The 22,878-nt window shown below is 36.9% G+C and carries 25 protein-coding genes and 1 tRNA gene; 8 read left to right on the forward strand and 18 right to left on the reverse strand.

All coding sequences use genetic code 11. The features are described from left to right. Nucleotides 1-33: 33 nt before the first annotated feature. Nucleotides 34-183: a 50S ribosomal protein L33 gene (gene rpmG / locus NSQ84_RS12240; protein ID WP_063388082.1), complete on the reverse strand. Its 150-nt coding sequence runs from the start codon at nucleotides 181-183 to the stop codon at nucleotides 34-36. A 218-nt stretch (nucleotides 184-401) separates the two neighbouring features. Between rpmG and NSQ84_RS12245 the strand changes: the two genes are divergently transcribed. Both NSQ84_RS12245 and NSQ84_RS12250 read left to right on the forward strand, forming a co-directional pair. Then, nucleotides 402-767 (forward strand): hypothetical protein, encoded by a 366-nt coding sequence (locus tag NSQ84_RS12245; protein ID WP_063388081.1) that lies wholly within the window; start codon nucleotides 402-404, stop codon nucleotides 765-767. After that, entirely contained in the window at nucleotides 764-1,309 is a 546-nt protein-coding gene (locus tag NSQ84_RS12250; RefSeq protein WP_066247568.1) for an endolytic transglycosylase MltG, read from the forward strand. The genes NSQ84_RS12245 and NSQ84_RS12250 overlap by 4 nt, the downstream gene beginning before the upstream one ends. 543 nt (nucleotides 1,310-1,852) lie before the next feature. On the opposite strand, the gene phoU is transcribed toward NSQ84_RS12250, so the two are convergent. The 10 genes from phoU to NSQ84_RS12300 all read right to left on the reverse strand — a co-directional run bounded on the left by phoU (nucleotide 1,853) and on the right by NSQ84_RS12300 (nucleotide 11,200). Then, nucleotides 1,853-2,506 (reverse strand): phosphate signaling complex protein PhoU, encoded by a 654-nt coding sequence (gene phoU / locus NSQ84_RS12255; protein WP_063388079.1) that lies wholly within the window; start codon nucleotides 2,504-2,506, stop codon nucleotides 1,853-1,855. 41 nt (nucleotides 2,507-2,547) lie between these two features. After that, nucleotides 2,548-3,357, reverse strand: a complete 810-nt coding sequence (gene pstB / locus NSQ84_RS12260; protein WP_063388174.1) for a phosphate ABC transporter ATP-binding protein PstB — start codon at nucleotides 3,355-3,357, stop codon at nucleotides 2,548-2,550. Nucleotides 3,358-3,423: 66 nt separating this feature from the next. Continuing rightward, nucleotides 3,424-4,302: a phosphate ABC transporter permease PstA gene (pstA, locus tag NSQ84_RS12265; RefSeq protein ID WP_327856459.1), complete on the reverse strand. Its 879-nt coding sequence runs from the start codon at nucleotides 4,300-4,302 to the stop codon at nucleotides 3,424-3,426. 1 nt (nucleotide 4,303) lies between these two features. Continuing rightward, complete coding sequence (gene pstC, locus NSQ84_RS12270) at nucleotides 4,304-5,245, reverse strand: phosphate ABC transporter permease subunit PstC (protein WP_063388077.1); 942 nt, start codon at nucleotides 5,243-5,245, stop codon at nucleotides 4,304-4,306. 73 nt (nucleotides 5,246-5,318) lie between these two features. Beyond that, on the reverse strand, nucleotides 5,319-6,305 hold the full coding sequence (locus tag NSQ84_RS12275) for a PstS family phosphate ABC transporter substrate-binding protein (RefSeq protein ID WP_063388076.1): 987 nt from the start codon (nucleotides 6,303-6,305) through the stop codon (nucleotides 5,319-5,321). Nucleotides 6,306-6,466: 161 nt separating this feature from the next. Beyond that, on the reverse strand, nucleotides 6,467-7,747 hold the full coding sequence (locus NSQ84_RS12280; RefSeq protein WP_144596785.1) for an MFS transporter: 1,281 nt from the start codon (nucleotides 7,745-7,747) through the stop codon (nucleotides 6,467-6,469). A gap of 405 nt (nucleotides 7,748-8,152) precedes the next feature. Further along, entirely contained in the window at nucleotides 8,153-8,761 is a 609-nt protein-coding gene (gene sodA, locus NSQ84_RS12285) for a superoxide dismutase SodA (protein WP_063388074.1), read from the reverse strand. A gap of 138 nt (nucleotides 8,762-8,899) precedes the next feature. Next, nucleotides 8,900-8,973 (reverse strand) — tRNA-Ile (locus NSQ84_RS12290). Nucleotides 8,974-9,029: 56 nt separating this feature from the next. Continuing rightward, nucleotides 9,030-9,512, reverse strand: a complete 483-nt coding sequence (locus NSQ84_RS12295; protein WP_063388073.1) for a DUF456 domain-containing protein — start codon at nucleotides 9,510-9,512, stop codon at nucleotides 9,030-9,032. Nucleotides 9,513-9,568: 56 nt separating this feature from the next. Then, a complete protein-coding gene (locus tag NSQ84_RS12300; protein WP_063388072.1) occupies nucleotides 9,569-11,200 on the reverse strand; it encodes a Na/Pi cotransporter family protein in 1,632 nt (543 codons plus the stop codon). Between the two features lie 362 nt (nucleotides 11,201-11,562). Between NSQ84_RS12300 and NSQ84_RS12305 the strand changes: the two genes are divergently transcribed. Further along, the gene (locus tag NSQ84_RS12305) at nucleotides 11,563-12,345 is read left to right on the forward strand and encodes a DUF1189 domain-containing protein (RefSeq protein ID WP_144596783.1); all 783 of its coding nucleotides are present in this window, start codon (nucleotides 11,563-11,565) and stop codon (nucleotides 12,343-12,345) included. Nucleotides 12,346-12,395: 50 nt separating this feature from the next. Here the strand turns inward: NSQ84_RS12305 and NSQ84_RS12310 are convergent, their stop codons facing one another. Together NSQ84_RS12310 and NSQ84_RS12315 are read right to left on the reverse strand one after the other, a co-directional pair. After that, nucleotides 12,396-14,093 carry a methyl-accepting chemotaxis protein gene (locus NSQ84_RS12310; protein WP_327873397.1) on the reverse strand — a complete coding sequence of 566 codons (1,698 nt, stop codon included), beginning with the start codon at nucleotides 14,091-14,093 and terminating at the stop codon, nucleotides 12,396-12,398. Nucleotides 14,094-14,170: 77 nt separating this feature from the next. Then, the gene (locus NSQ84_RS12315) at nucleotides 14,171-15,385 is read right to left on the reverse strand and encodes an MFS transporter (RefSeq protein WP_327873396.1); all 1,215 of its coding nucleotides are present in this window, start codon (nucleotides 15,383-15,385) and stop codon (nucleotides 14,171-14,173) included. Nucleotides 15,386-15,881: 496 nt separating this feature from the next. Between NSQ84_RS12315 and NSQ84_RS12320 the strand changes: the two genes are divergently transcribed. The 4 genes from NSQ84_RS12320 to NSQ84_RS12335 all read left to right on the forward strand — a co-directional run bounded on the left by NSQ84_RS12320 (nucleotide 15,882) and on the right by NSQ84_RS12335 (nucleotide 18,710). After that, on the forward strand, nucleotides 15,882-16,184 hold the full coding sequence (locus NSQ84_RS12320) for a hypothetical protein (RefSeq protein WP_063388069.1): 303 nt from the start codon (nucleotides 15,882-15,884) through the stop codon (nucleotides 16,182-16,184). Between the two features lie 95 nt (nucleotides 16,185-16,279). Next, complete coding sequence (gene ispG / locus NSQ84_RS12325; RefSeq protein ID WP_094246222.1) at nucleotides 16,280-17,386, forward strand: flavodoxin-dependent (E)-4-hydroxy-3-methylbut-2-enyl-diphosphate synthase; 1,107 nt, start codon at nucleotides 16,280-16,282, stop codon at nucleotides 17,384-17,386. Between the two features lie 153 nt (nucleotides 17,387-17,539). Beyond that, on the forward strand, nucleotides 17,540-18,439 hold the full coding sequence (locus tag NSQ84_RS12330; RefSeq protein WP_327873395.1) for an ISL3 family transposase: 900 nt from the start codon (nucleotides 17,540-17,542) through the stop codon (nucleotides 18,437-18,439). Between the two features lie 7 nt (nucleotides 18,440-18,446). Further along, entirely contained in the window at nucleotides 18,447-18,710 is a 264-nt protein-coding gene (locus NSQ84_RS12335; protein ID WP_327873400.1) for a transposase, read from the forward strand. 65 nt (nucleotides 18,711-18,775) lie between these two features. On the opposite strand, the gene NSQ84_RS12340 is transcribed toward NSQ84_RS12335, so the two are convergent. From NSQ84_RS12340 to NSQ84_RS12360, 5 genes are all read right to left on the reverse strand, one after another. Then, nucleotides 18,776-19,162: a DUF4190 domain-containing protein gene (locus NSQ84_RS12340; RefSeq protein WP_311066327.1), complete on the reverse strand. Its 387-nt coding sequence runs from the start codon at nucleotides 19,160-19,162 to the stop codon at nucleotides 18,776-18,778. Between the two features lie 241 nt (nucleotides 19,163-19,403). Continuing rightward, nucleotides 19,404-19,826, reverse strand: coding sequence for a Fur family transcriptional regulator (locus NSQ84_RS12345; protein WP_339211948.1), 423 nt, complete (start codon nucleotides 19,824-19,826; stop codon nucleotides 19,404-19,406). Next, nucleotides 19,823-20,662, reverse strand: a complete 840-nt coding sequence (locus NSQ84_RS12350) for a metal ABC transporter permease (RefSeq protein ID WP_063388065.1) — start codon at nucleotides 20,660-20,662, stop codon at nucleotides 19,823-19,825. The genes NSQ84_RS12345 and NSQ84_RS12350 overlap by 4 nt, the downstream gene beginning before the upstream one ends. Before the next feature lie 15 nt (nucleotides 20,663-20,677). Then, nucleotides 20,678-21,436 carry a metal ABC transporter ATP-binding protein gene (locus NSQ84_RS12355; RefSeq protein WP_066247563.1) on the reverse strand — a complete coding sequence of 253 codons (759 nt, stop codon included), beginning with the start codon at nucleotides 21,434-21,436 and terminating at the stop codon, nucleotides 20,678-20,680. A 114-nt stretch (nucleotides 21,437-21,550) separates the two neighbouring features. Next, nucleotides 21,551-22,432: a YitT family protein gene (locus NSQ84_RS12360; protein WP_063388063.1), complete on the reverse strand. Its 882-nt coding sequence runs from the start codon at nucleotides 22,430-22,432 to the stop codon at nucleotides 21,551-21,553. Nucleotides 22,433-22,578: 146 nt separating this feature from the next. On the opposite strand from NSQ84_RS12360, the gene NSQ84_RS12365 reads away from it, so the two are divergent. Further along, nucleotides 22,579-22,845 carry a DUF2624 domain-containing protein gene (locus tag NSQ84_RS12365; RefSeq protein WP_063388062.1) on the forward strand — a complete coding sequence of 89 codons (267 nt, stop codon included), beginning with the start codon at nucleotides 22,579-22,581 and terminating at the stop codon, nucleotides 22,843-22,845. Nucleotides 22,846-22,878 lie beyond the last annotated feature (33 nt).

Consider the following 22,878-nt stretch of genomic DNA (forward strand, 5'->3'; position numbering starts at 1 on the left):
AAAAAAACAGCAGGAAATATCTTCCCACTGCTTTTACTTCGTTTCACGATGCAAAGCATGACTTTTGCATCTTGGACAATATTTTTTCAATTCGATGCGTTCTGTGTTTGTACGTTTATTTTTTGTAGAGATATAATTTCTATCGCCGCATTCTGTGCAAGCAAGAGTAATATTTACGCGCATATCTTTCCCTCCAAACTATTTCATGTTCAAATTCAGACTTTTATATAATATCATTTTTGCATTGTAAAATCTACATTATGTTTATTTTTGAACACAAAGTTTCAAGTCGTTTCAAATTACATTTTTTTTAAGTTAACATGAAATTTCGTTAAAAGCCGTTTTGTTCTATTAAAATATATGATATAACAATAAAGGGAAACTAATGGAAGGTGAGATGCATGGAAATTGTGATTATTATTCTTTTCCTTGTCAGCATTGCTTTATTAGGAATTGCTTATACTCAGCGTGACGATATAAAAGAGTTGGAACAAGAAGTTGAGCATTTATCCGTTTCTGCGATGCAAGAAATATACAAAATGAAAAAGAAAATGAGGGTATTGGAAGAAGAATTGCTGCAAGGAACAAACACAAAGCCTGTTTCGCAAGACACACAGTCCGTTATACACTTTGATTATTACACGAAAAACAAAATTTTATCAAAATATCAGCAAGGCATGTCAATTGCTGAAATTGCAAAATCGGAAAATGCCACAACCGATGAAGTAAAGCTAATAATCGAACAAAATAAGAGGGAACTATCATGAATAAACGAATTTTACAAGCATTCTCAGCAGGGATGATCGTTTCCACCTCAATTTTGACCCTCACTTTTTATTTAGGGAACTATGATCAAAAGGTTGTGGCTGAAAAAGAGTTGACGGACAAATCAGTTAACGAGTATTTAGCTCAAAATAATAAAATTGCTGTATCCAATAAAGAATATGAAGAATTTCTTTCTTACAAAGATACAAAAGTAAAAAATCTGAATAAAACACCTCAACAAAATGAACAGCAGCAGAAGCAGCAAAATCAAAATGCACAAAACCAAAATGCACAAAATCAAAACCAAGAACAAAAGAACAATAACCAACAAACTGAGGTAAAACCTGTAAAAGTAAATATTAAAGAAGGCATGACGACAAGCGACGTATCAAAAATACTTGAACAATCGGGCATTATTGATTCCGCCTCCAAATTTAATCAATACTTAATTAAACACGATTATCATAAGCGTGTACAAATTGGAACTTTTGAAGTAAAAAAAGGGATGAGCTACTACGAGATCGCAGAAGCCCTTACAAGATAAAAGGGGCTGCGATCCGTTTTTTTATAAATAAGGTTTGAAACCAGCCGTTTGTAAAAAAAGGAAGTTTTTCAAAACTCAAAATGGTGAAGTTCAGAACCACAAAAAGATTGCCCTTATCATTTTTCTCCCATTCCCGACCGTGTTGATTATTGTCATTCCAAGATCATTGTCCCAGCCTCAATTTTGTGCTTTTCTCGGCTTTTAAATTGTCTTTTTTAATCAATAGTACTTATAAAAGCCCACCAAAATTCCATGCCTTTTCTTTCACAAAATTGCCCTATGCTCTGCCCGAAATTTTTCCATAACACTTGTCTCTTATATTTCAGACATAGACACGATATAATACTTACAATTCCATTTTATATGCGATAAACTATTTAAATCGAAAGACATAAAAAGTTCCCTTCCTATTTAGATAAATTTGGGCGGCGAACCAAAATTTATTTTAGCACTAGGAGGGGCTTTTTAGTATCGCGGAACCATTTACGAATAACATAGCGATTTTATTTATATAAAAAAGGTTTGCCTGAAAACGGCAAACCTTTAATCATTTAAAGCATAATGGCGGCCTTTAACTAAATATAAAACATTTTCCGCGATATTCGTTGCATGGTCAGCAGTACGTTCAATAAATCTTGCTACAAGAGAGAGCTGGGTAATTTGATTCATATACTCTAAGTTCTCAGGAATAATTTGCAAAAGCTCCTTAATTGCTTCACCATATAAATCATCTACTTCATCGTCTATTTCGGCTATTTTTCTTGCTAATGCAACATCTTCCTCATGGTAAGCTTTCAGCGATAAAGACAGCATTTCTGATGCCAGCTTGTGCATTTTTGTGATTTGTTCAAGCGGTTTTATAAGCGGTTCATTTCCAATTCGAATTGCTGATTTTGCGATGTTGACTGCGTTATCTGCCATTCGTTCGATATCAGCAGCTATTTTAATGGAAACAATGATTCTTCTTAGATCAATCGCAACGGGCTGCTGCTTTGCAATTAAAAGAATTGCAAAGTCATTAATTTCCTCTTCGAGCTGATCGACATTCACATCTTGCTCTAATACTTCAATAGCCAAATCGATATCCTGCTTTTCTAATGCGCGGATTGATTTGCCTAATGCAACTTCCGTCAAACTGCCGATTTCAATTAACTTGGTGTGTAACGTGTTCAAGTCAAGTTCGAATTTTTCTCTCATTTTTTTTCCTCCAACATGAACCGTGTTATTCAAAACAATTATTATCCGAAGCGTCCTGTAATATAATCTTCCGTCCGCTTATCTGACGGATTAGAAAAGATTTGGTCGGTTTCGCCAAATTCGATAACTTCTCCGTTTAAGAAAAAGGCAGTTTTATCAGATATACGTGCAGCTTGCTGCATGTTATGCGTTACAATAATAATGCTGTAATCTTTCTTTAATTCTTGAACCAATTCCTCAATTTTCAACGTAGAAATCGGATCAAGCGCTGACGTTGGTTCGTCCATCAAAATCACATCAGGTTCAATTGCTAAACAACGCGCAATACATAAACGCTGCTGTTGTCCTCCTGACAAGCCATACGCGTTTTCCTTCAACCGATCTTTTACTTCATCCCATATAGCCGCGCCTCTTAAACTTTTTTCGACGATTTCATCCAATATTTTTTTATCACGGATGCCGTGTATTCTCGGTCCATACGCAATATTGTCATAAATAGATTTCGGAAACGGGTTCGGCTTTTGGAAAACCATGCCGACTTGAGTGCGCAGTTCTTCAACACGATAAGATTTATCAAATATATTTTTTCCGCGATATAATATTTCACCGTTGATTCGAACGGATGGAATCAGCTCGACCATTCGATTCAATGTTTTGATATAAGTCGACTTTCCGCACCCAGAAGGACCGATGATTGCAGTTACTTCATTTTCATAAATGTCTAAATCAATGTTTTTTAGAGCTTGATCATCACCGTACCATAAATTTAAGCCGTTCGTTTTATAGACGATTTTCTTTTCATTCTTGTCTTCGCTATTTTGTTCATAAACAATTTCTTGTTCTTTTTTCAGTTCAGTTTTTTTCAATTCAGTAATTGCCAAAATAAAAACCTCCTTCATCCTTTTAGGAAAACCCATTTAATAACGCTTTTGAAATTTGTTTCGAATCAACACCGCAATCGAATTCATTACTATTAAGAAAATAAACAACACAATGATTCCGGCAGCTGCTACATTTTGAAATTCTGCTTGAGGTCGCGAAGCCCAATTGTAAATTTGAATCGGCATAACCGTATAGGAGCTTAATAAATTCTCTGGTAAATAGTTAACAAATACAAATGCACCCGCCACAAGAAGAGGGGCTGTTTCTCCAATAGCTCGTGAAAAAGCTAAAATGCTTCCGGTAAGAATTCCAGGAATTGCAGCTGGAAGAACAATTCGATAAATTGTTTGCCATTTCGTTGCTCCCATTCCATAAGAAGCTTCACGTAACTCTTTCGGAACCGAACGGATCGCTTCTTGTGCCGCCACGACAATAACTGGCAATATTAATAAACTCATCGTTAAACCGCCTGCCAAAATGCTTCTGCCTAAATCCATTCCCCGAACAAATACTGTAAGCCCCAACAAACCAAAAACAATAGATGGGACACCCGCCAAATTCGAAATATTCGCCTGAATAAAATTTGTAAGTTTATTTTTTTTCGCATATTCCTCTAAATAGATAGCTGTTCCTACACCAAGCAGGAGGGAAATTGGAATGACCACTCCCATAACCCAAATTGAGCCGACCAGGGCTGCTTTTATTCCTGATGCAGAAGCTCTCCTAGAGGCAAAATTTTGGAAAAACTCCGGTGTTACATAACTAATTCCTTGAGTGAATATCCGGTATAACAGAATAGCAAGGACTACTAAAGCGAAGATGGTAGATACAAAAAACAGTGTTTGAAAAAAACGATTTTTCATAGTCCTTTTGCCCATCATTTTTCGAACAACCGTTTGATCAATGTACTTCATGTTAATATTCCTCCCTGAATCGGCGCGAGATAAATTGAGCTAATAAATTCATCAGCATTGTAAAGACAAAAAGCGTGGCACCGACAGCATAAATGCTGTAATAGATTGTTGTTCCGTATCCCGCATCGCCCGTGCTGACTTGAACGATATAAGCCGTCATCGTTTGAATAGATTCAGTTGGATCAAACGTTAATTTTGGAGTGGCTCCTCCAGCCAATGTGACAATCATTGTTTCGCCAATCGCACGGGAAATTCCTAGTACGAACGAGGCAACGACTCCCGATGTGGCAGCAGGAAGTACTACTTTTAAAGCCACCTCAAATTTTGTCGCACCTAAAGCAAGTGCGCCTTCTCGAATGGAATTCGGAACAGAGCTCATCGCATCTTCTGAAAGGGAAGCAATCATCGGAATAATCATAATTCCAACAACAATGCCCGGGCTTAATGCATTGAAAAAGCCAATATCAGGGATCAATTTTTGCAAGAGAGGAGTAACAAACGTCAGAGCAAAAAAACCATATACAATAGTTGGAATTCCTGCCAAAACCTCTAAAATCGGTTTGATAATCCTTCTTGTCCGATCTGACGCATACTCACTCAAAAAAATAGCAGATGCAAGACCGACTGGAAGCGCAACAATCATGGCAATAACCGTTACTAAAAGCGTGCCAGAAACAAGAGCCATGATTCCATATGAGGCATCATCTTTTAAAAACGGATACCATTCTTTTTCAGTGATAAATTCAAAAAAAGAAACTCGTGAAAAAAACATGATTGTTTCTGTAGCAAGAGTAGCAATGATTCCGATAGTTGTTAAGATGGAAATAGCTGCTGCAACAAATAAAACGGCTGGGACCATTTTTTCCATAAAATCGCGCGTGGATTTTTTTGTTTTTTTCTCTTTGATCATTTCCCGAACCGATTTTCCTGCAGATAAAGCCATCATGAAAACCCCTTTCATGCCCATAGGAAGATGAGAAGCAAGGATGCTTCTCATCCAACCAGTCTATTTATTTTTATTTTAAACCTTCAAGCGTTTTTAACTGTTCATCATATTGCTCTTGCGGAAGTTTTACATAGCCAACTTCCTCTGCCAATTGCCCAGCGTTTTCCAAGGCAAACTTCACGTATTCATACACTTGCGGCTTTTCTTTTAATGATTTGTTGTTCACATAAAAGAATAGCGGACGGGAAAGCGGTTCATAAGTTCCTTTTTCAATCGTTTCATTTGTCGGCTCGACTGCTTCCCCTTTAGAGTTTACAATCGGTACAACTTTCAACTGGTCTTTATTTTCTAAATAGTATGCATAGCCGAAATAACCTATTGCATTTTTATCGTTAGCGACTCCTTTTACAAGTACGTTATCGTCTTCGGACAATGTCGCATCTTTTACAATCGGCTCACCGCCTAAAACAACTTCATCAAAATAATCATACGTACCGGAATCTGTACCAGGCGAGAAGTATTTAATTTTTTCATCCGGCCACTCAGGGTTGATGTCAGACCATTTTTTCGGCTCGCCTTTCCAAATTTTTGCTAAATCTTCGATCGTAAGTTTATCGACCCAGTCATTTTCTTTGTTTACAACAACGGATAAACCGTCAAAAGCAATTTTGAATTCTGTATATTCAATACCATTTTCTTCAGCAACTTTTTTCTCTTCGTCTTTAATTGGGCGAGATGCGTTAGAAATATCAGTTTCACCAGCTGTAAATTTTTCAAAGCCCCCGCCTGTTCCTGAAATTCCAATTGGAGCTTTTACATCAGGATGTTCTGCAGCAAATTCTTCAGAAACAGCTTCCATTATCGGACCAACAGTTGATGATCCATCAATAGCGATTTCACCTTCTAATTTTTGCTCGCTTGATCCGCTTTCTGAAGATGATTGCTGTCCGGAGTTTGAACCATTTGTGTTTGCATCATCCGAATTACCGCAGGCTGCTGCAAAAGCTAATACAGAACTGATCATAATGGATGACGCCAAAAATTTAAAATTTTTCATTCGGTTACTTCCCCCTATTATTTCGTGATCTCATCTTACGTATATAAGATTAACTTTCAAGTATTAAACAAGTTTTAATAGAATGTAAAGCTTTTGTAAAGCTTGTTTTTTGTGTGTATAAAAAACAGATGATGCTGCGTAAACGGCATTCCGCATTTATTTTATCCCTTCTCTCCATCCGCTAGATTTGGCCTGTGTATGCGCTTTTCTTGTTTTAACGGGCGGTTGCTTTCTTTCAGCCTAATTTGTTTAACAAACAGATATATGAACGCATGGCCTGAACCTATTAAGAGCAATAAAAAAGGAATGGTTTTTGTTTCATTTGTCAAAGCAACTGTAAAAATAAAAAAGAGGATCGATAGGATTCTTCCTGCATTTAGAAAAATTTCTCGAACAACAATATATTCGATCCTTGCTTGCGCAATATTCCACCCTTTTCCAATCACATCATACGTGATCGAAGAGTACGGAACAAGCAAAATTGGATAGGCAATTCCGATTGCAATAGTATATATTAACAATCTTTCATAGGAAATTTGAAATAAAATGAGAAACAAGGAAAAGTATAGCATAAGCCCGCCGGCTAGAATAGCTTTTTTCCTCATTTTTTTCGTAATCCACCGAGAAGCCACAATATAAGTGAAAAAGGCTACGAAAGAATTTAGAAAACTAAATGTACCTAAAGCCATCTCACTTTTGGTCACGATGTATACAAACACATTAATGAAAAATGTAAATGTTCCTTCACGCAATCCTTGAAACACATGAGCGTTTGTAATTAATCTCCAATTTTTGTTTCTTTTTCTTTCTTGAATGATTTTCAATAAAATGTAATCTCCGTGAGCTTTTCTAGACGTAAAAAAGAAGCTCAACATGACAGCAACAGTAAATAACATTAACGAAACTGCAAAAATCACTTTATACCCAATAGTATTTGTAAGTCTTGAAATAATCAGACCGGCTAACATCGGTCCAATCATCCCTGAAAGGGAAGTTAATATCCCAAGAAAGCCATTAAAAAAGTCCCGTGTTTCCGGTTCAGTAATTTCAAATGTCAACACATTAAAGGCTAGCCAATAAAAACCGTAGCCGATGCCAATGATTGCACCTAACAAATACATGTAGTTGACAGCTTGATCTTTTAAAACTAAAACGGTTAGAAAAAATGCGGCTAAAAAGGACACTCCTAGGCGAAGTACAACGACTCGATCAATTTTTTTGGATACTTTCCCAGCAATAATGAAAGCAAGCGGCTGAAAAATGACAATAAATAAATTGTATAATCCTAAATCAATCAATTCCCCTGACTGTTTCCATAAATAAACATTTACGAACGTATTCGAAAGTGCAATGCTTAATGAATAAAAACCGCCGATCATCAACAGCAGCATTAAATCATGGTCTGTTTTTCTTGATCCAATCCATTTTTTGACGTTTATCATATAAAACTCCCCTTTACTTGCTACTACTATTTTTCCTAGCTAAAGGGGAGTTATGTATAAAGAAAGGTGTTTTCGTTACCTTTCAGTGATCAACCTCAAAAAAATGCACAGAAACCGCTGAAACGCAAATTATGTCAGTCATTTCCAAAAAAATAGTAGAGTAGAAAACTGATTTCAAGGGGCTGTCCAGAAAGTCAAATCCGTTTGTGTCGTCCCATAGGCTGACCAGTTTGGATTTTTCTTTGTTGATTTCAAGGTCTAGTTTCTCCACCAGTTGCCTGTCAGCTACCGAGCGTCCTGGCATTTACTCGAGTTGGACTTGCACTAACTAGCAGATATCAGCTTAGCTGGGCGCGCCAAATAAAAAAAGGCTGAGATTCGAATATCTCAGCCTCTTATAACAGTTTATTTTGCAGCGCTGTAGCGTTTTGCCACTTCGTCCCAATTCACAACATTCCAAAACGCTGCAATATATTCAGGACGACGGTTTTGGTATTTTAAGTAATAAGCATGCTCCCAAACATCAAGGCCTAAAATTGGAGTTTTCCCTTCCATAAGAGGATTGTCTTGGTTTGGAGTGCTTGTAATTTCAAGCTCGCCGTTGTTTACAACCAACCATGCCCAGCCGGAGCCAAAACGACCAGCAGCAGCTTTAGCAAATTCTTCTTTAAAAGCTTCAAAACTTCCAAATTTTTTGTTAATTGCTTCTGCTAATTCTCCAGTTGGCTCGCCGCCTCCATTCGGTGAGAGGATGGTCCAGAACAAGCTGTGATTTGCATGTCCTCCTCCATTATTTCGAACAGCTGTACGAACAGATTCAGGAACAGCGTCTAAATTAGAGATTAAGTCTTCTACACTTTTAGATAAAAGTTCAGTCTGACCTTCCAAAGCAGCGTTCAAGTTCGTCACATATGTGTTATGATGTTTTGTGTGGTGAATCGTCATTGTTTCTTTGTCAATATGAGGTTCCAATGCATCATAGTCGTATGGCAATTTAGGTAATTCATAAGCCATAATGAATCTCCTCCTTAATGATTAATATGTACTAAATGCTTTCTGCCTTGAAGCTTTCATATTCAGATTACCAAACTTATTAAAATGATGCAATTAATGTGCAATTAAAAAAGCGGTTACATTATTCGACTAATTTTATGGACCCTGCAGGATTCGAACCTGCGACCGGACGGTTATGAGCCGTCTGCTCTAACCAGCTGAGCTAAGGGTCCTTTTTCAAACACATAAGTAAATTATCACTAAATAGCTGTTGAAGTCAATGGCTAATTTAGAATATTGTATAAAGAAAATGAATGATCATCAACAGCTGAATCAGCCCTTTTGCTACTGTGCTCGCCAACAACCCCAATAAAGAACCGACTCCAACCTTTACAGCCTCGCTAAATGTTTTGCGGTGTACGAGAAGCTCTGCCGCAACAGCCCCTAAAAAAGGTCCTAAAATAATGCCAACAAACGGGATGATAAATGGCCCGGCAATTAAACCAATCGTACTTCCCCATCCGGCTGCTTTACTTCCACCAAACCGTTTAACTCCTACCATATTTGCCAAATAATCCGATAGGAATAAAAGAATGATGAACATACTTTCAACAACCCAAAATGAAATGGTTAACTGGCTGAAGCTAAAACAAATTCCATAGATAAAAAAGGCTGCTACAATCAATAACGCTGACGGTAAAATGGGGAAAAGCAGCCCGACAAAAGATAAGATAAAAAGAGCAATGATCAAAATCCAAATGATTACATCCATTTGCTTATCCTCCTAGAAATTAGAAATCAATGAACAATTTAATCCACTTGAAACGATTATTGACGGTATCCTAAAACAGCTTCCGCAATATTCACCGAGTGGTCGCCAATTCGTTCTAAGTTGCTGATAATATCTACATATACTATTCCGCCTTGTCCGGTACAAATCCCTTCATTAATGCGGATAATATGTTTTTTGCGTAAAGTGCGTTCCATTCTATCGATTTTTTCTTCAGATTTCAATACTTTTTTTGCTAATACAACATCGTTATCATCTAAAGCGTCGATCGCATCCTTCACATTTTGCAAGGTAATTTCAAACATTTCCAATAAATCTTCCAATGCCTGCTCAGTAATGGTGACTTTATTATTATTTTTATAATCAATAAGCTCCACTATATTTTCAAAATGGTCGCCGATTCGTTCAATATCTCGAACAGTATCCATTAAAATGGAATGTCGGCGTGAATCATTTTGCGACATATCTTTTCCAGAAATCAATACGAGATAATCTGTTATTTTCCTATCTAAATTATTGATCGCCTCTTCAAGCTGCATCGCCATTTGTGCGTGCTTCTGCTGATTTGTCATCAAAAATTGTCTCGTTTCCTCTAGCCCTAATGATGCATATTGACCCATCCGAAGCACTTCTTCCTTCGCTTGCCCTAAAGCAATGGTTGGTGACTGTTCAATAAAAATTGGATCCAAATGCTTCGCTTTATACTCTATCGCTAAATCTTCACCAGGTATAACTTTTGTGACAAGCAGTGCAAGTGCACCGATGAACGGCGCTTGAACGATCGTATTGACAACATTAAATATTCCATGAGCAAAGGCAATGGTCATTTCAGGATTTAAATACAAATGGGCTTGCAATGATTCGATAAAATATTTGAAAATTGGTAAAATAATTAGAAAAATTGCCGTTCCGATTAAATTAAACATTACATGCGTCAAAGCAGCCCGTTTAGCAGCAATCGATGCTCCAATTGATGCCAAAACTGCTGTGATGGTTGTTCCGATATTATCACCGAATAATAAAGGCAGCGCAGCGTTGAGATCAATTAACCCTTGTGAAAACATCATTTGCAAAATCCCAATCGTCGCACTTGAACTTTGAACGATGATTGTAAAAACGGTTCCAATTACAACGCCAAGCAGCGGATTTGCACTTATGCTGACAGTCAAGTCATGAAAAATTTCTAATGATCTTAACGGCTTCATGCCGTCTCCCATCAATTCAAGCCCAAAAAACAAAGCGCCAAATCCAAAGATCACCTGCCCGATGCTGTTTATTTTTTTGTTTTTAGAAAAAAATAAAAGAACAGAACCTATAAATAAAATTGGCAAGGCATAAGCTTCGATATCGAATCCGATAATAAATGCCGTAACAGTCGTTCCGATATTTGCTCCCATGATCACGCCTATTGCTTGCTTTAAGCTCATGAAGCCGGCAGAAACGAGACCAACCGTTAAAACAGTTGTACCGCTGCTTGATTGAATTAACATTGTCACAAACATCCCAGCAAAAATACCCATAATAGGGTTTGTCGTAAACTTATCCAAAATATCTCGTAATTTATCTCCGGAGAATTTTTGCATACCTTCTCCCATACTTTTAATCGCAAATAAAAAAATTCCAATCCCGCCAAGAAATTCAAATAATATTTTTTGAACATCTACATCCACTCGTTTCACCTCCTTATTTTTCCAAATGTATTAACAGTTGAATCATTTTTGAAAAAGAAACGTTTATATTTCCCATTACCAAATTCCTTCAAATCCACTTTTTTTATTTTGCAATCGGTGCAGGCTCCTGCAGCTTCTATCTATAATAATGGATGAAGCCGATATGCCCCGCAAACAAAATTAATTTTTAACATGTTCCTCCCACACATGTTACTTTTATATTTTAAATTTAACAAAAAAATTTTACATTTTGTTCACAATTGTTATTCTTATTGCCGAATCGCCTATATAACTTATTTTCATTATTTTTGTTTCATTGGTACAATCAAATAGAAATGTTATAAAAGGAAGTGTTTCGATCAATGAATTTATTTGTCCTCCTTTTTAAAAGCATATACTCTCCAAAAACAATCGCTCTTACTAGATTTCAAAAAATCGGCAAACCCATTCTTTATGGATTTTTATTGGCCTTTCTTGCCGCCCTGCCCAATTGCATATATTTAAACTTAGCTATTGTAAATGCTATAAACGGGCTTGACCAAACGATAAATGAAAAAATCCCTGAATTCACCATTCATAACGGAACTTTAAAATCCGAGGAAAATGCGGTTGTGAAAGCAAAGCATGATCAATATACAATTATTTTTGACCCAAAAGGAACTTTCACAAGGGATGACTTGAAATGGCAGGAAAACGTCATCGGCATCTTATCGAATGAATTTGTTTTCGTTTCCAATGGCACAATGCAGCAGCTCGAGTATAACTTTTTTCAGGAAACAGAGATAACAAAAGAGGATTTGACAGCTGCCATCAAACAGCTGTCTGAAGTTGCTCCGATTATCATTCCCGTGATATCTGTCACACTATTTGCGATGTCAGCCACTTCTAAATTTGTGGAAATTACGTTTTTAGCTATTGTCGGGCTGTTGTTTAAAAAGAGGATGGGAAAAAGATTAAATTTTAAACAGCTTTGGACTATTTCAGCCTACAGCGTCACGCTTGCAACCGTGTTTTTTGCCATTATGAACTTTTTTCTCATCGATATATCCTTTGCTCTTTATATAAACTGGTTTGTACATATAACTGTTTTATATCTTGTATTAAAAGAAATCCCGAGCCCGAAACAACCAATAAAAGCTGCATAAAAAACCCCTTAAGGCAGAATTTCCAACTCTGCCTTAAGGGGTTATTAACACTATGATTTAAACTGAAATTTGTTTGTAGTGGACTTTAGAGATTCGGACAGTTCCATTAAAGTTAGTCCAATAGCATGGGTTTCGCGAATTTGTTCCATCTGTACTTTTGCGACAGATTGCATTTGCTCTGCACTGGCGAACGTTTCTTGAGAGACTGATAAAAAATTTTCAGCAGATTGCTCCATTTTAGGGAGCCAATCATCTAAAGTATGTAAGCTGTGTCTTGTTTCAGACAATATTTCATTCACTTTTCCAATCTCATCTACTAGTTGATCAAATGAAAGCCGCGATTTACCTGCAACTTCTAAATGGTTTTGCACAAGCTCCAAAATTAGCTTAAACTGCTGATAAGCGCTCTGAGAAATATCATCCATCATTTTTACAGACTGTGCTATGTCTTCCGTCGCTTTGGATGACTGTTCAGCCAATTTTCGGACTTCCTCAGCAACGATAGCAAATCCTTTGCCTTCTTCTCCAGCTCTTGCTGCTTCAATTGTTGCATTTAATGACAATAGCTTTGTTTTCTCAGATATTGCATATATCATTTCCACAACCTTTTCAATCGCCGTCGAATGATCTCGAACACTTTGGATCGTTTTAGACATAGTTTTGCATTCTTTTTCAAAGCGATTTAACGATTCGATCATCTGTCTCATATTTTGTTCTCCCGTGTTGGCTGATCGGTTCATGCCCTGTGCGCTTGAGAAAAGGCGCTCTATTCTCTCCAGCACAGTTTGAACTGTATTTTTCATGGAATGAAATACTTTTGCGCTTTCTTCAGAGCTTGAAGCTGTTTGCTGCGCACCGTTTTTCACCATTTCAATCGCTTCAACAAGATTCGTATGTAATGTTAATACGTCATCAGAAGATTGTTTAAGCTTCCGGCCTGTCGAAAACAAATTTTCTGTTGTGGTATTAATCCTTTGAATCATCATCCCCAAATAGCCTGCCAATTGCTTAAAGCTTTTGATGAGCGAAAGGATTTCTGGAAGATTTGTATTTATGTTTAAATCAAGCTGAATATCTCCTTCACGCATTTTTCTCATTTTTTCCCTCAAAATCGTCAACGGTTTTGTCATACTTCTGACAGCTAAAAACAAAATTCCCATCATAAAAAGGACGCTGATTATTCCAATCCAGATTGTATTATAAGCTAGTTCATGCACAGGCTTTATAAAGCTTTCTGTCGGAACGGCAAGCAAAAAAATTCCTTTCAATTCCTGCATTTCTTTAAAGGCCAACGTATAATCTTGTCCATTGAAAGATTTATGAATAATTCCGCTATTTTTTTTCGTTATTTCCTTTACAATTGCAGCTGGGATTTGAGTTTTTGTATTAACGCTAACCGAAAATGGTGTGGCCTTTTCATTTCGAACGAAAAAAAAGTCAGCATTTAAACCGTCCTGAATCAGCTGGGAGGATTGCCTTTGAACGACTTCTTTATCAAATCTTTCGAAAAAATCATCAGAGCTATTTACATAAGCATACAGAAGATTGCTGGCAGCAATCTCTGTCATATATACTTCCCTTTTTAATCGATCCTCTATCAAATTAAAAGTTGTTTCACTTGCTTTTTGGTAAGCAGTATAACCGACAACAGTTATCGAACTAATAAGAAGTATGAGCGCAAACAAAATCAATCTTACAAATAGAGGTATTCGCTCTCCTATCGACATGTTCTTTCTCTTCTTTTTCACTATTATGATTTCCCCCTTTATAAGCTTAACAGCATTATGACAAAAGATTATTAAGGGAATTTAAAGTTTTTTTATTTTTATTGTAAATTCCTCCACATTTTGCTACATACTACTTTCCAATTATTTTTAAATACGTATAGGAGTAAACATTGAACGAGCGACAACATAAAAAATAAAAGCTTAAACAACAACTGTTCATTGCCAATCCACAAGCTAAAAACAACCGGTCCGAGCGCAACCCCTAAAAAACGCGCCATCCCGTATAAGCTAACTACAATCCCTCTTTCTGCATCATCAACACTTGATATGATCAACGAATTAATAACCGGCAGCACAAAACCTAAGCCGCCAAATGAAATAGTGATAAAAAACAAAAATAGCGAAAACTGTTGAAAAATCAAAAAACTGAAAAATGATAAAAACGTCATGAACATCCCTACCAATAAAAAAAGAAAACGGTTTTTTACATAGTCCAATCGCTTTCCTGTCCAATAAGACGATATAGATAATGCGCCTAACGGAAAAGAGTATACAAATCCTTTAAAGAATCCATCGATATGATATAACTCTTCAATTAAATAGGCTAAATAATACAGCAGCCCAAAAAGCAAAAACATACTTGTACCGCCATACAGGTAAAGAGATAACAATCGCGCTTTTTGCACCTTTAACACATCAGCTATTCTTTGCACATATTCGTGAAGCGATATTTTTTCCTCGCCTGATGGAGAAGTCTTTATAAAAAAAAGAATGAAAAAAAGCAAGAGAGTTCCAATAATAGGGAAAAGAATGAATGGAAAATACCATGCTACAAGGGCTAACAAAGCTCCTAAAATGGGAGCGGCTACTTTTGCAGTTCCGTTGAACACTTCTAAAACGGCAAGAGCTCGATCCCGTTTTTCGTCCGTAAACATGTCTCCTGCTAATGACATGGCTAGAGACGATATTCCTCCTGTGCCAAGCCCTTGCACCAAACGTCCAGCTAACAATGTCCAAAAAGCAATAGATTTGTTGACAAAACCGCTGAAAAAACAGATAGCCCCCCCTATGATCAGCAATAAAAGCGACCATAAAATAAATGTTTTTCGGCCGTAACGGTCGGAAAGGAAACCTACGATTGGGATGATGATCGCTGCAGGTATATTAAATATGCTTAAAATAAAGCTCGTCTGTGCAGCTGTAATTTCAAGCGCTTGTCCAAACTCCGGCAATATCGGGATCAGCATCGAATTGCCTAGCACCATCATAAACGGAAGCATCCCTAATAACATAATGATGATATGCTCTCTCATATTTATCTCCCTTCGTTTACTCGAATTTCGAATTGATGCATGAATTCATTGTTTGACAGCAGGGAATGCGTTAAACCGAAGAATATCTTGGACGTTTTCAAAATGCTCTTCGATCGTAAAGCAGCCTCTTCTATCCTTTAGGTTTAACTGAGCTTCCCTCTCGCATTAATTCAGGCACTGGCTTCAGCTTGAACAATATTTTCGGAAAGAATAGCTGGAAAGGATCTGAATTCATAAATTTGAGCCCTCATTGCCTGAAAACTTCAATCTATATAAATTTTCCATTCGAGAAGGCAGAAAGATCGAAAAAAGCGTCGAACTCGCTTTGCAACAGCTTCAGCAGCTTGTCTCAAGCGAGAAAAGAGATGTTGATTTCTCCCCAGGTCCTCCGAACTTGCTAACTTTTCACTTGTGTATGCCAGCAAAGACATAATTGGTATGTTTGTACATAAAAAAACATATATGTTAATAAAGAACAAAACGGGGGAACATAGAGATGAAACGTTTATTTTCCGCTTTACTAGTTATCTTTTTCAGTTTTGTTATTTATTATGATTTAAAAAACGGTACATTACCTGTATCTTCCATACAAAATGAACAGCATGCTGAAGAACAATTTATGGAGGTAAAAGTGAAGGAAGGAGATACGGTTCTTTCCATTGTTGAAAAAATACACAATAAGCCTGTTCCAGCAAGCATTGAAGAGATTATTAAAGATTTTGGGGAATTAAATTCAAATGAAGATGTGTACAGTATACAAGCAGGAAAAACATACAAATTCCCCTTATATAACAATTAGTTAAAGTTTTTAATTCTTGTCATTGCTTGGCTATGATTGGTACAATATCATAGGATGGCGAATGTTCCATCAAACGTATTTATATTTAAGGAGCGATAAACGTGGGCGAAATCACACATCGTACGAAAACACGTCCAGTCAAAGTAGGCAACATTCAAATTGGCGGAAATAATGAAGTAGTCATTCAAAGCATGACCACAACGAAAACGCATGATGTTGAAGCCACAGTAAAAGAAATTCACAGACTGGAAGAAGCAGGTTGTCAAATCGTTCGTGTTGCTTGTCCTGATGAACGGGCTGCAAATGCAATTCCAGAAATCAAAAAACGCATTAACATTCCTCTAGTTGTCGATATACATTTTGATTACCGGCTCGCTTTAAAAGCGATTGAAGGCGGAGCAGATAAAATACGGATTAACCCGGGGAACATCGGGCGAAGGGAAAAAGTAGAAGCTGTTGTGAAGGCTGCGAAAGAAAGAAACATTCCAATCAGAATTGGAGTAAACGCCGGTTCACTTGAAAAAAGGATTTTAGAAAAGTACGGCTATCCTACTGCTGACGGAATGGTTGAAAGTGCATTGCATCACATAAAAATTTTAGAGGATCTTGATTTTCACGATATTATCGTTTCTTTAAAAGCGTCTGATGTACGGCTTTCAATCGAAGCATATGAAAAAGCTGCAAAAGCGTTTGATTATCCGCTCCATTTAGGGATTACCGAATCTGGCACTTTGTTTGCGGGAACAATCAAAAGCGCTGCCGGCCTTGGAGCCATTTTAAGCAAAGGCATCGGCAATACTTTGCGTATATCATTAAGCGCTGATCCCGTCGAAGAGGTGAAGGTTGCCCGGGAATTGCTGAAATCATTCGGCCTGGCTGCCAATGCAGCAACACTTATTTCATGCCCTACATGCGGAAGAATTGAAATAGATCTCATTAAAATCGCGAATGAAGTCGAAGAATATATTTCAAAAATTCGTGCGCCAATCAAAGTAGCTGTTTTAGGATGCGCAGTAAACGGTCCAGGCGAAGCGAGAGAAGCCGATATTGGAATTGCTGGTGCACGAGGCGAAGGATTGCTTTTTAGAAAAGGAAAAATTGTTCGGAAAGTTCCGGAAGAAACAATGGTCGAAGAATTAAAAAAAGAAGTGGATTTAATCGCTGAAGAATATTTCAAAAAACAAGAAAAGGAAAAAGTTTAAAGCTTGGAGCAGATGCCCCAAGCTTTTTGTTTTTGTTAAAAGGTTCTATACTAAATGTTGGGGTAAAGAATTTCATAAAATAAAAAAGCATTTACGAAGTGCTCTCTTTTATAATGAAAGTGACCAAACCTCATTTAAAAGGAGACTTCGTAAATGCAAGACTATTGTATCACAAAACTGATTGGATTAGAAAATGTCATTGTGTCAAATATTGTAGAAACGGATACGCACCTAGAAATTTTTATCGAAACCAAACCTTGTCATCAAAGTTGTCCTCAGTGCGGGGAAAGGACAAGATCTATTCATGATTATCGCCTGCAGAAGATTCGAGATGTCAAATTTCGCGAAATGTATACGTATCTCATTCTAAAAAAGCGTCGCTATAAATGTACATCCTGTGGAAAGCGTTTCTATGAACGATATCCCTTCTTAGAGCGCTATCAACGTCATACGATACGTGTCCTTCAAGCCCTTCTTATCAAAGTGAGAACGGCCAATTTTAAGGAAGTGGCGAAAGAGCTTGGATTGGGACACTCAACGGTGATTCGATGGTTTGACCGTTATTATACTTATGAGAACCACTCATTACCACAAATTTTAGCCATTGATGAGTTTAAGGGGACAACCGAAAAAGGAAAATATCAATGTGTCATCGGAGACCCTCGAGGCTTCAAGGTATTTGATGTGATTCAAGACCGTAAGTTGTCCACGCTAAAAGATTATTTTCGTTCTTTACCGACTCATCGTGTTCAAATGGTGGTCATGGATATGTGGCAGCCGTATAAAATATTGGCTCAACAACTCTTTCAAAATCCAATTATCATCGTGGACAAATTCCATTATGCTCGTCATAACTTCTGGGCACTTGAACGAGTACGAAAGAGAGTACAAAAGTCGTTCCAAGACAAAGATCGAAAATCGATGAAAAAGTTACGTTTTCTCTTACATAAACCGAAAGAGAAGTTAACCACAAGAGAACAGGAGCTCCTGCAATATTATTTAGAGTTGTCCCCCCGATTTAAAGAAAGCTTACCAAGTGAAAGAAGTCTTTAAAAAATGGATGACACAAAGCAATGAACGCAATGTAAGGTTGAACTTAGAACAACTGTATCAAGCGATTGACGAATCAGGACTGGACGAATATCAGTACATGAAACGAACCTTTAAAAGCTGGGAGAAAGAAATCATCAATTCGTTTATGTATCCCTACACTAACGGTTATTTAGAAGGGATTAACAATAAAATTAAAGTCATTAAACGAATGTCTTATGGTATTCGCAACTTTCAACGACTTAGAAATAAGGTATTATGCTCACTTATTTAACTTTCATACATATAAAAGAGGTGCACTTCACATCAAGTGCACCCCAACAATTGACATAGAACCTGTTAAAAAAACGGCAATACGAAAATTCCAAGCAGCAAGGAAACGATACCTATTCCGATCGCCCATGCTCCCAGATTTTCCGCACCGCGCCGACGGGCGATAAACCCAATAATGATACCCGTTGCTCCTAATAAAACGGGCAAAACAAATAAAGAAATAATCGATAGTGCCAGCGCCAGCCATCCTAAATTGCGGCCGCCAGCTTCATCGGCGTCATTATTATAATTATATGTTTCATTTGTATTTCTAGATTCAACTGCTCCAGCTTCTGCCGCAGTTTCTTCTAGATAATCTCGGTTTTCATTATTCCGGTTTTCAAAATTTCGGTTTTCCTGAATGGCATTTATTTCAGTTGATTTGCCGGCATGTGGGAAATTTTTGTTTGCCATTGCCATATCCCTCGCTTTCAAAAGATAGGAGCATTTATAGTATAAGCAAATCAATTCCCATTATTATGGAAATGTTTTCAAATAGGATCTAATGTTGGATCAGAGGACGGGAAGCAATATGTTGATCCTTTATTTTTTTACTATTTGTGAAATTTTATTCTTTTTTTAAGAAATGATAAAACTCGAGTTCATCCCTTCTTATCATGAATTCCCATAAAAAAACAAACCTTGTGATCAAATTTCACAAGGTTTGTTCATGGCAATTCGGGCATAACCCATAAATTTCAAATTTATGTCCATTAATTTTATATCCGTCCAAATACTCCTCTATCGTATTCATTGGGCATGATTCGATCTCTTTCGTTTTTCCGCATTTCATGCAAATAAAATGGTGGTGATGATGTCCTAAGTCACAATGAAAGCGAAAGTGCTTTTCACCTGAAAGCTCTGTCGTTTCCAATATACCCAACTCTGCAAACAATGATAAATTCCGGTAAATCGTATCAAAACTTAAACCGGGATAGCGCTTATTCATTTTTTCCAAAACATCTTTAGCTGTCAAATATTTATCAGAATCGGCAATTAGTTGAAGCATTTCTTTCCTTTTGGATGTATATTTATATCCCTTTTCTTTTAAATATTGTAAAGCTTGTTCGACATTCATATTTTGCCCCTCCTAGCTTTTGACAAAATAATGGAAAAAATCAAAGCCAATACCTCTAAAATGACAATTGTTCCTCCCGGAGCAATATCTAAATAATAAGATAATACTAAACCGATTAAAACGGAAGCTTCTCCTATTATAACGGAAAGAAAAATTGTCTTTTTAAAACCGGTTGCTATTCTAATGCTTGCAGCAACAGGAAGGGTCATAAGCGAGGAAACCAACAAAATTCCAACAACTCTCATGGAAACGCTTATCACTAGGGCAACTGTTAAAATAAACAAAAGATGCAAGCCTTTTGCCGGCAGCCCTAATGCAGATGCATATTCTTCATCAAACGACAGTAAAAACAATTCCTTATAAAACAATACGATCAACAAAATAACCAATGCTGCAACACCAGTAATAATATATAAATCCGTCCTAGAAACCGCACTAACACTTCCAAATAAGTAATTAAAAAGATCTGTATTAAACCCGTCTGCCAAAGAGATAAATACAACGCTAAAACCGATCCCAGCCGACATAATTATCGGAATGGCCAATTCCGCATAAAATTTATAAAAAGCTCGCAGCTTTTCAATCACAAGTGAGCCTAAAACAGAAAAACCCATTCCTACATAAATTGGATTCAATGAAGAAAAGAAGGATATTTTTGAAGATAAAAAAAGACCGCCCGCAATTCCAGCCAAGGTCACATGACTCAGTGCATCTGCAATTAGTGATAATCGTCTGACCACCACAAAAACACCTAAAAGAGGTGCGATAAAACCGATTAAAATACCTGAAAGAAATGCATTTTGCAAAAACTCAAATTGTAAAATACTGCTAAACATCTTCATTTCCTCCATCTACTCATGATCATGCGTTATTAACTGAACTGGATGCCCGTACAATGAGGTCAATTCCGTTTCTTTCAGGCGTTCAAATTCGTCTTTATTTCCATGGAAATAAAGTTGTTTGTTCAAGCAAGCAACATGCGTAACTTTATCTGTAATAGCTCCAATATCATGGGTAACAAGTATTAATGTGATTTCCAATTCTTTATTCAAATGATGCAAAAGCTGATAAAAATGATTGACTGTCTGACTATCTACACCTACAGTTGGTTCATCTAAAATCAATAATTTAGGTTCACTGACAAGTGCGCGAGCAATAAATACCCTTTGCTGCTGTCCTCCTGAAAGCTCACCGATATTTTGGTGAACTGCCTTTTCCATTCCAACTGCCCGGATCGCTTCCATTACCTTTTCCCGATCAGCTTTTTTCATTTTTTTAAACAAACCGAGTTTGGGAGTCAAGCCGCTCGCTACTACTTCAAAAACAGTAGCTGGGAACGAAGAGTTAAAGCTGTTTGCCTTTTGAGAAACGTAGCCAATTTTATGCCAATCGTTAAATTGATGAATATCTTCACCAAATAAATGAATCGTCCCTTTCTGAGGCTTTAAAAGCCCAAGCAGACATTTCAATAATGTCGATTTTCCGGAGCCGTTCGGCCCAACTAAACCTAAAAATGCTCCTTTTTCAATGGAAATATTGATATTTTCGAGCACATATTTTCTCTCATATTGAAAAAAAAGGTTCTTTACTTCTACTATTTTTTCCCCCATGCTTCTCACCTATTTAATTAGGAATCATTACGATTTATTTTTATCATTAAAGTATACAGGAGAAGAGCACATTTGTAAAGAAAAATGTGTTCTCCCTCTACTTCAATGTGTTGATTAATGGATGGCAGATTTAAATTTTCCGCCTTTCGTTTCTTGTGTATTCATAATGGTAATAAACGCGTTCGGGTCAATCTCATGTACAATCGATTTTAATTTTGCCACTTCAAGCCTTGTAACAACTGCATAAATGACGTCTTTTTCCGTATCCGTGTATCCGCCTTTTCCCTTTAATTTTGTCGTTCCGCGTCCTAAGCGTGACAATATAGCATCAGACACTTCATCGTAATGATCAGATATAATGATGGCGGCCTTTGTTTCATCAAGACCTTGAACAACCGCATCAATTGTTTTAAAGGCAATATAATATGTAAAGATGGAATACATGGCTTGTTCTATCCCGAAGACAAACGCAGCGCTTCCAAAAATGAAAATATTCAAAAACATCACGATTTCACCAACGGAAAAGGGAATTTTTTTCGTTAAAAGAATTCCTAAAATTTCTGTCCCGTCCAGAGATCCTCCGTGTCGGATGACAAGTCCCACTCCTGCACCGAGCAAAAAACCACCAAATACAGTGGCTAGCAAAGGCTCTGTAGTAAAGGCCTCAAAATCATGGGCCAGCCTTTCCGCAATGGCCAAACAAATGATGCCAAATATGGACGAAAACATAAATGTCTTCCCAATCTGCTTATAACCGGAATACATAAAAGGAAGGTTTAACACAATAACTAATGTAGCGAAATTGATGATTTTAATATGATTCGAAAATATGTGGTCTAAAATAAGCGAAATGCCGATGATACCGCCATCAATCATATGATTTGGGACTAAAAACAGCTCGATGCTTACGGCTGCCAGAACAGCTCCGATCACAATCATTAACAATCGATAAATGATGTGTCTTAAGCTTTCTTTTTTATGATGTTTTTTACTCATCTCGTCCTCCTAGTTTTTTTTTAATCATATTGTATTATAAAAATTTTGCTGAGACGATATTTATGTCATTTTCTCCACCCATTTTTTTTAAAAAAAGGCAACTATCTCCCCCTCTGTTCATACGAATAAGAGGGGAGGCGAGATCTTTGATTTTATTTGAAAAAATTATTCAACAAAAAATTAACAGTTTAAAACCTGAAGAACTTGTGTCATATGCAAAGCAATATGATATATCCATTTCGATTAACGAAGCAAAACAGCTGCTTCAACTCGTACAGGGAAAAAAAATCAACGTGTTTCATGAAGAAGAAAGAATTGCTTTGTTAAAACAAATTGCCAAAATCACTTCGCCGGAAACAGCCAAAAAAGCAAATCAATTATTTTTGCAATTCTTCAATGGCAATTGGAAATAAAAAAGGCAAGTTCCCTAAAAAAGGGAGCTTGTT

It is taken from the genome of Aeribacillus sp. FSL K6-3256 (assembly GCF_037965805.1).
GTDB classification, from domain to species: Bacteria; Bacillota; Bacilli; order Bacillales; family Aeribacillaceae; genus Aeribacillus; species Aeribacillus composti.

What these genes read in the sequence shown, in the direction of transcription:
- rpmG (WP_063388082.1), bottom strand. Translation starts at nt 183, where the DNA reads ATGCGCGTAAATATTACTCTTGCTTGCACAGAATGCGGCGATAGAAAT.
- NSQ84_RS12245 (WP_063388081.1), top strand. Translation starts at nt 402, where the DNA reads ATGGAAATTGTGATTATTATTCTTTTCCTTGTCAGCATTGCTTTATTA.
- NSQ84_RS12250 (WP_066247568.1), top strand. Translation starts at nt 764, where the DNA reads ATGAATAAACGAATTTTACAAGCATTCTCAGCAGGGATGATCGTTTCC.
- phoU (WP_063388079.1), bottom strand. Translation starts at nt 2,506, where the DNA reads ATGAGAGAAAAATTCGAACTTGACTTGAACACGTTACACACCAAGTTA.
- pstA (WP_327856459.1), bottom strand. Translation starts at nt 4,302, where the DNA reads ATGAAGTACATTGATCAAACGGTTGTTCGAAAAATGATGGGCAAAAGG.
- pstC (WP_063388077.1), bottom strand. Translation starts at nt 5,245, where the DNA reads ATGGCTTTATCTGCAGGAAAATCGGTTCGGGAAATGATCAAAGAGAAA.
- NSQ84_RS12275 (WP_063388076.1), bottom strand. Translation starts at nt 6,305, where the DNA reads ATGAAAAATTTTAAATTTTTGGCGTCATCCATTATGATCAGTTCTGTA.
- NSQ84_RS12280 (WP_144596785.1), bottom strand. Translation starts at nt 7,747, where the DNA reads ATGATAAACGTCAAAAAATGGATTGGATCAAGAAAAACAGACCATGAT.
- sodA (WP_063388074.1), bottom strand. Translation starts at nt 8,761, where the DNA reads ATGGCTTATGAATTACCTAAATTGCCATACGACTATGATGCATTGGAA.
- NSQ84_RS12295 (WP_063388073.1), bottom strand. Translation starts at nt 9,512, where the DNA reads ATGGATGTAATCATTTGGATTTTGATCATTGCTCTTTTTATCTTATCT.
- NSQ84_RS12305 (WP_144596783.1), top strand. Translation starts at nt 11,563, where the DNA reads ATGAATTTATTTGTCCTCCTTTTTAAAAGCATATACTCTCCAAAAACA.
- NSQ84_RS12315 (WP_327873396.1), bottom strand. Translation starts at nt 15,385, where the DNA reads ATGAGAGAGCATATCATCATTATGTTATTAGGGATGCTTCCGTTTATG.
- NSQ84_RS12320 (WP_063388069.1), top strand. Translation starts at nt 15,882, where the DNA reads ATGAAACGTTTATTTTCCGCTTTACTAGTTATCTTTTTCAGTTTTGTT.
- NSQ84_RS12330 (WP_327873395.1), top strand. Translation starts at nt 17,540, where the DNA reads ATGCAAGACTATTGTATCACAAAACTGATTGGATTAGAAAATGTCATT.
- NSQ84_RS12335 (WP_327873400.1), top strand. Translation starts at nt 18,447, where the DNA reads ATGACACAAAGCAATGAACGCAATGTAAGGTTGAACTTAGAACAACTG.
- NSQ84_RS12340 (WP_311066327.1), bottom strand. Translation starts at nt 19,162, where the DNA reads ATGGCAAACAAAAATTTCCCACATGCCGGCAAATCAACTGAAATAAAT.
- NSQ84_RS12345 (WP_339211948.1), bottom strand. Translation starts at nt 19,826, where the DNA reads ATGAATGTCGAACAAGCTTTACAATATTTAAAAGAAAAGGGATATAAA.
- NSQ84_RS12350 (WP_063388065.1), bottom strand. Translation starts at nt 20,662, where the DNA reads ATGTTTAGCAGTATTTTACAATTTGAGTTTTTGCAAAATGCATTTCTT.
- NSQ84_RS12355 (WP_066247563.1), bottom strand. Translation starts at nt 21,436, where the DNA reads ATGGGGGAAAAAATAGTAGAAGTAAAGAACCTTTTTTTTCAATATGAG.
- NSQ84_RS12360 (WP_063388063.1), bottom strand. Translation starts at nt 22,432, where the DNA reads ATGAGTAAAAAACATCATAAAAAAGAAAGCTTAAGACACATCATTTAT.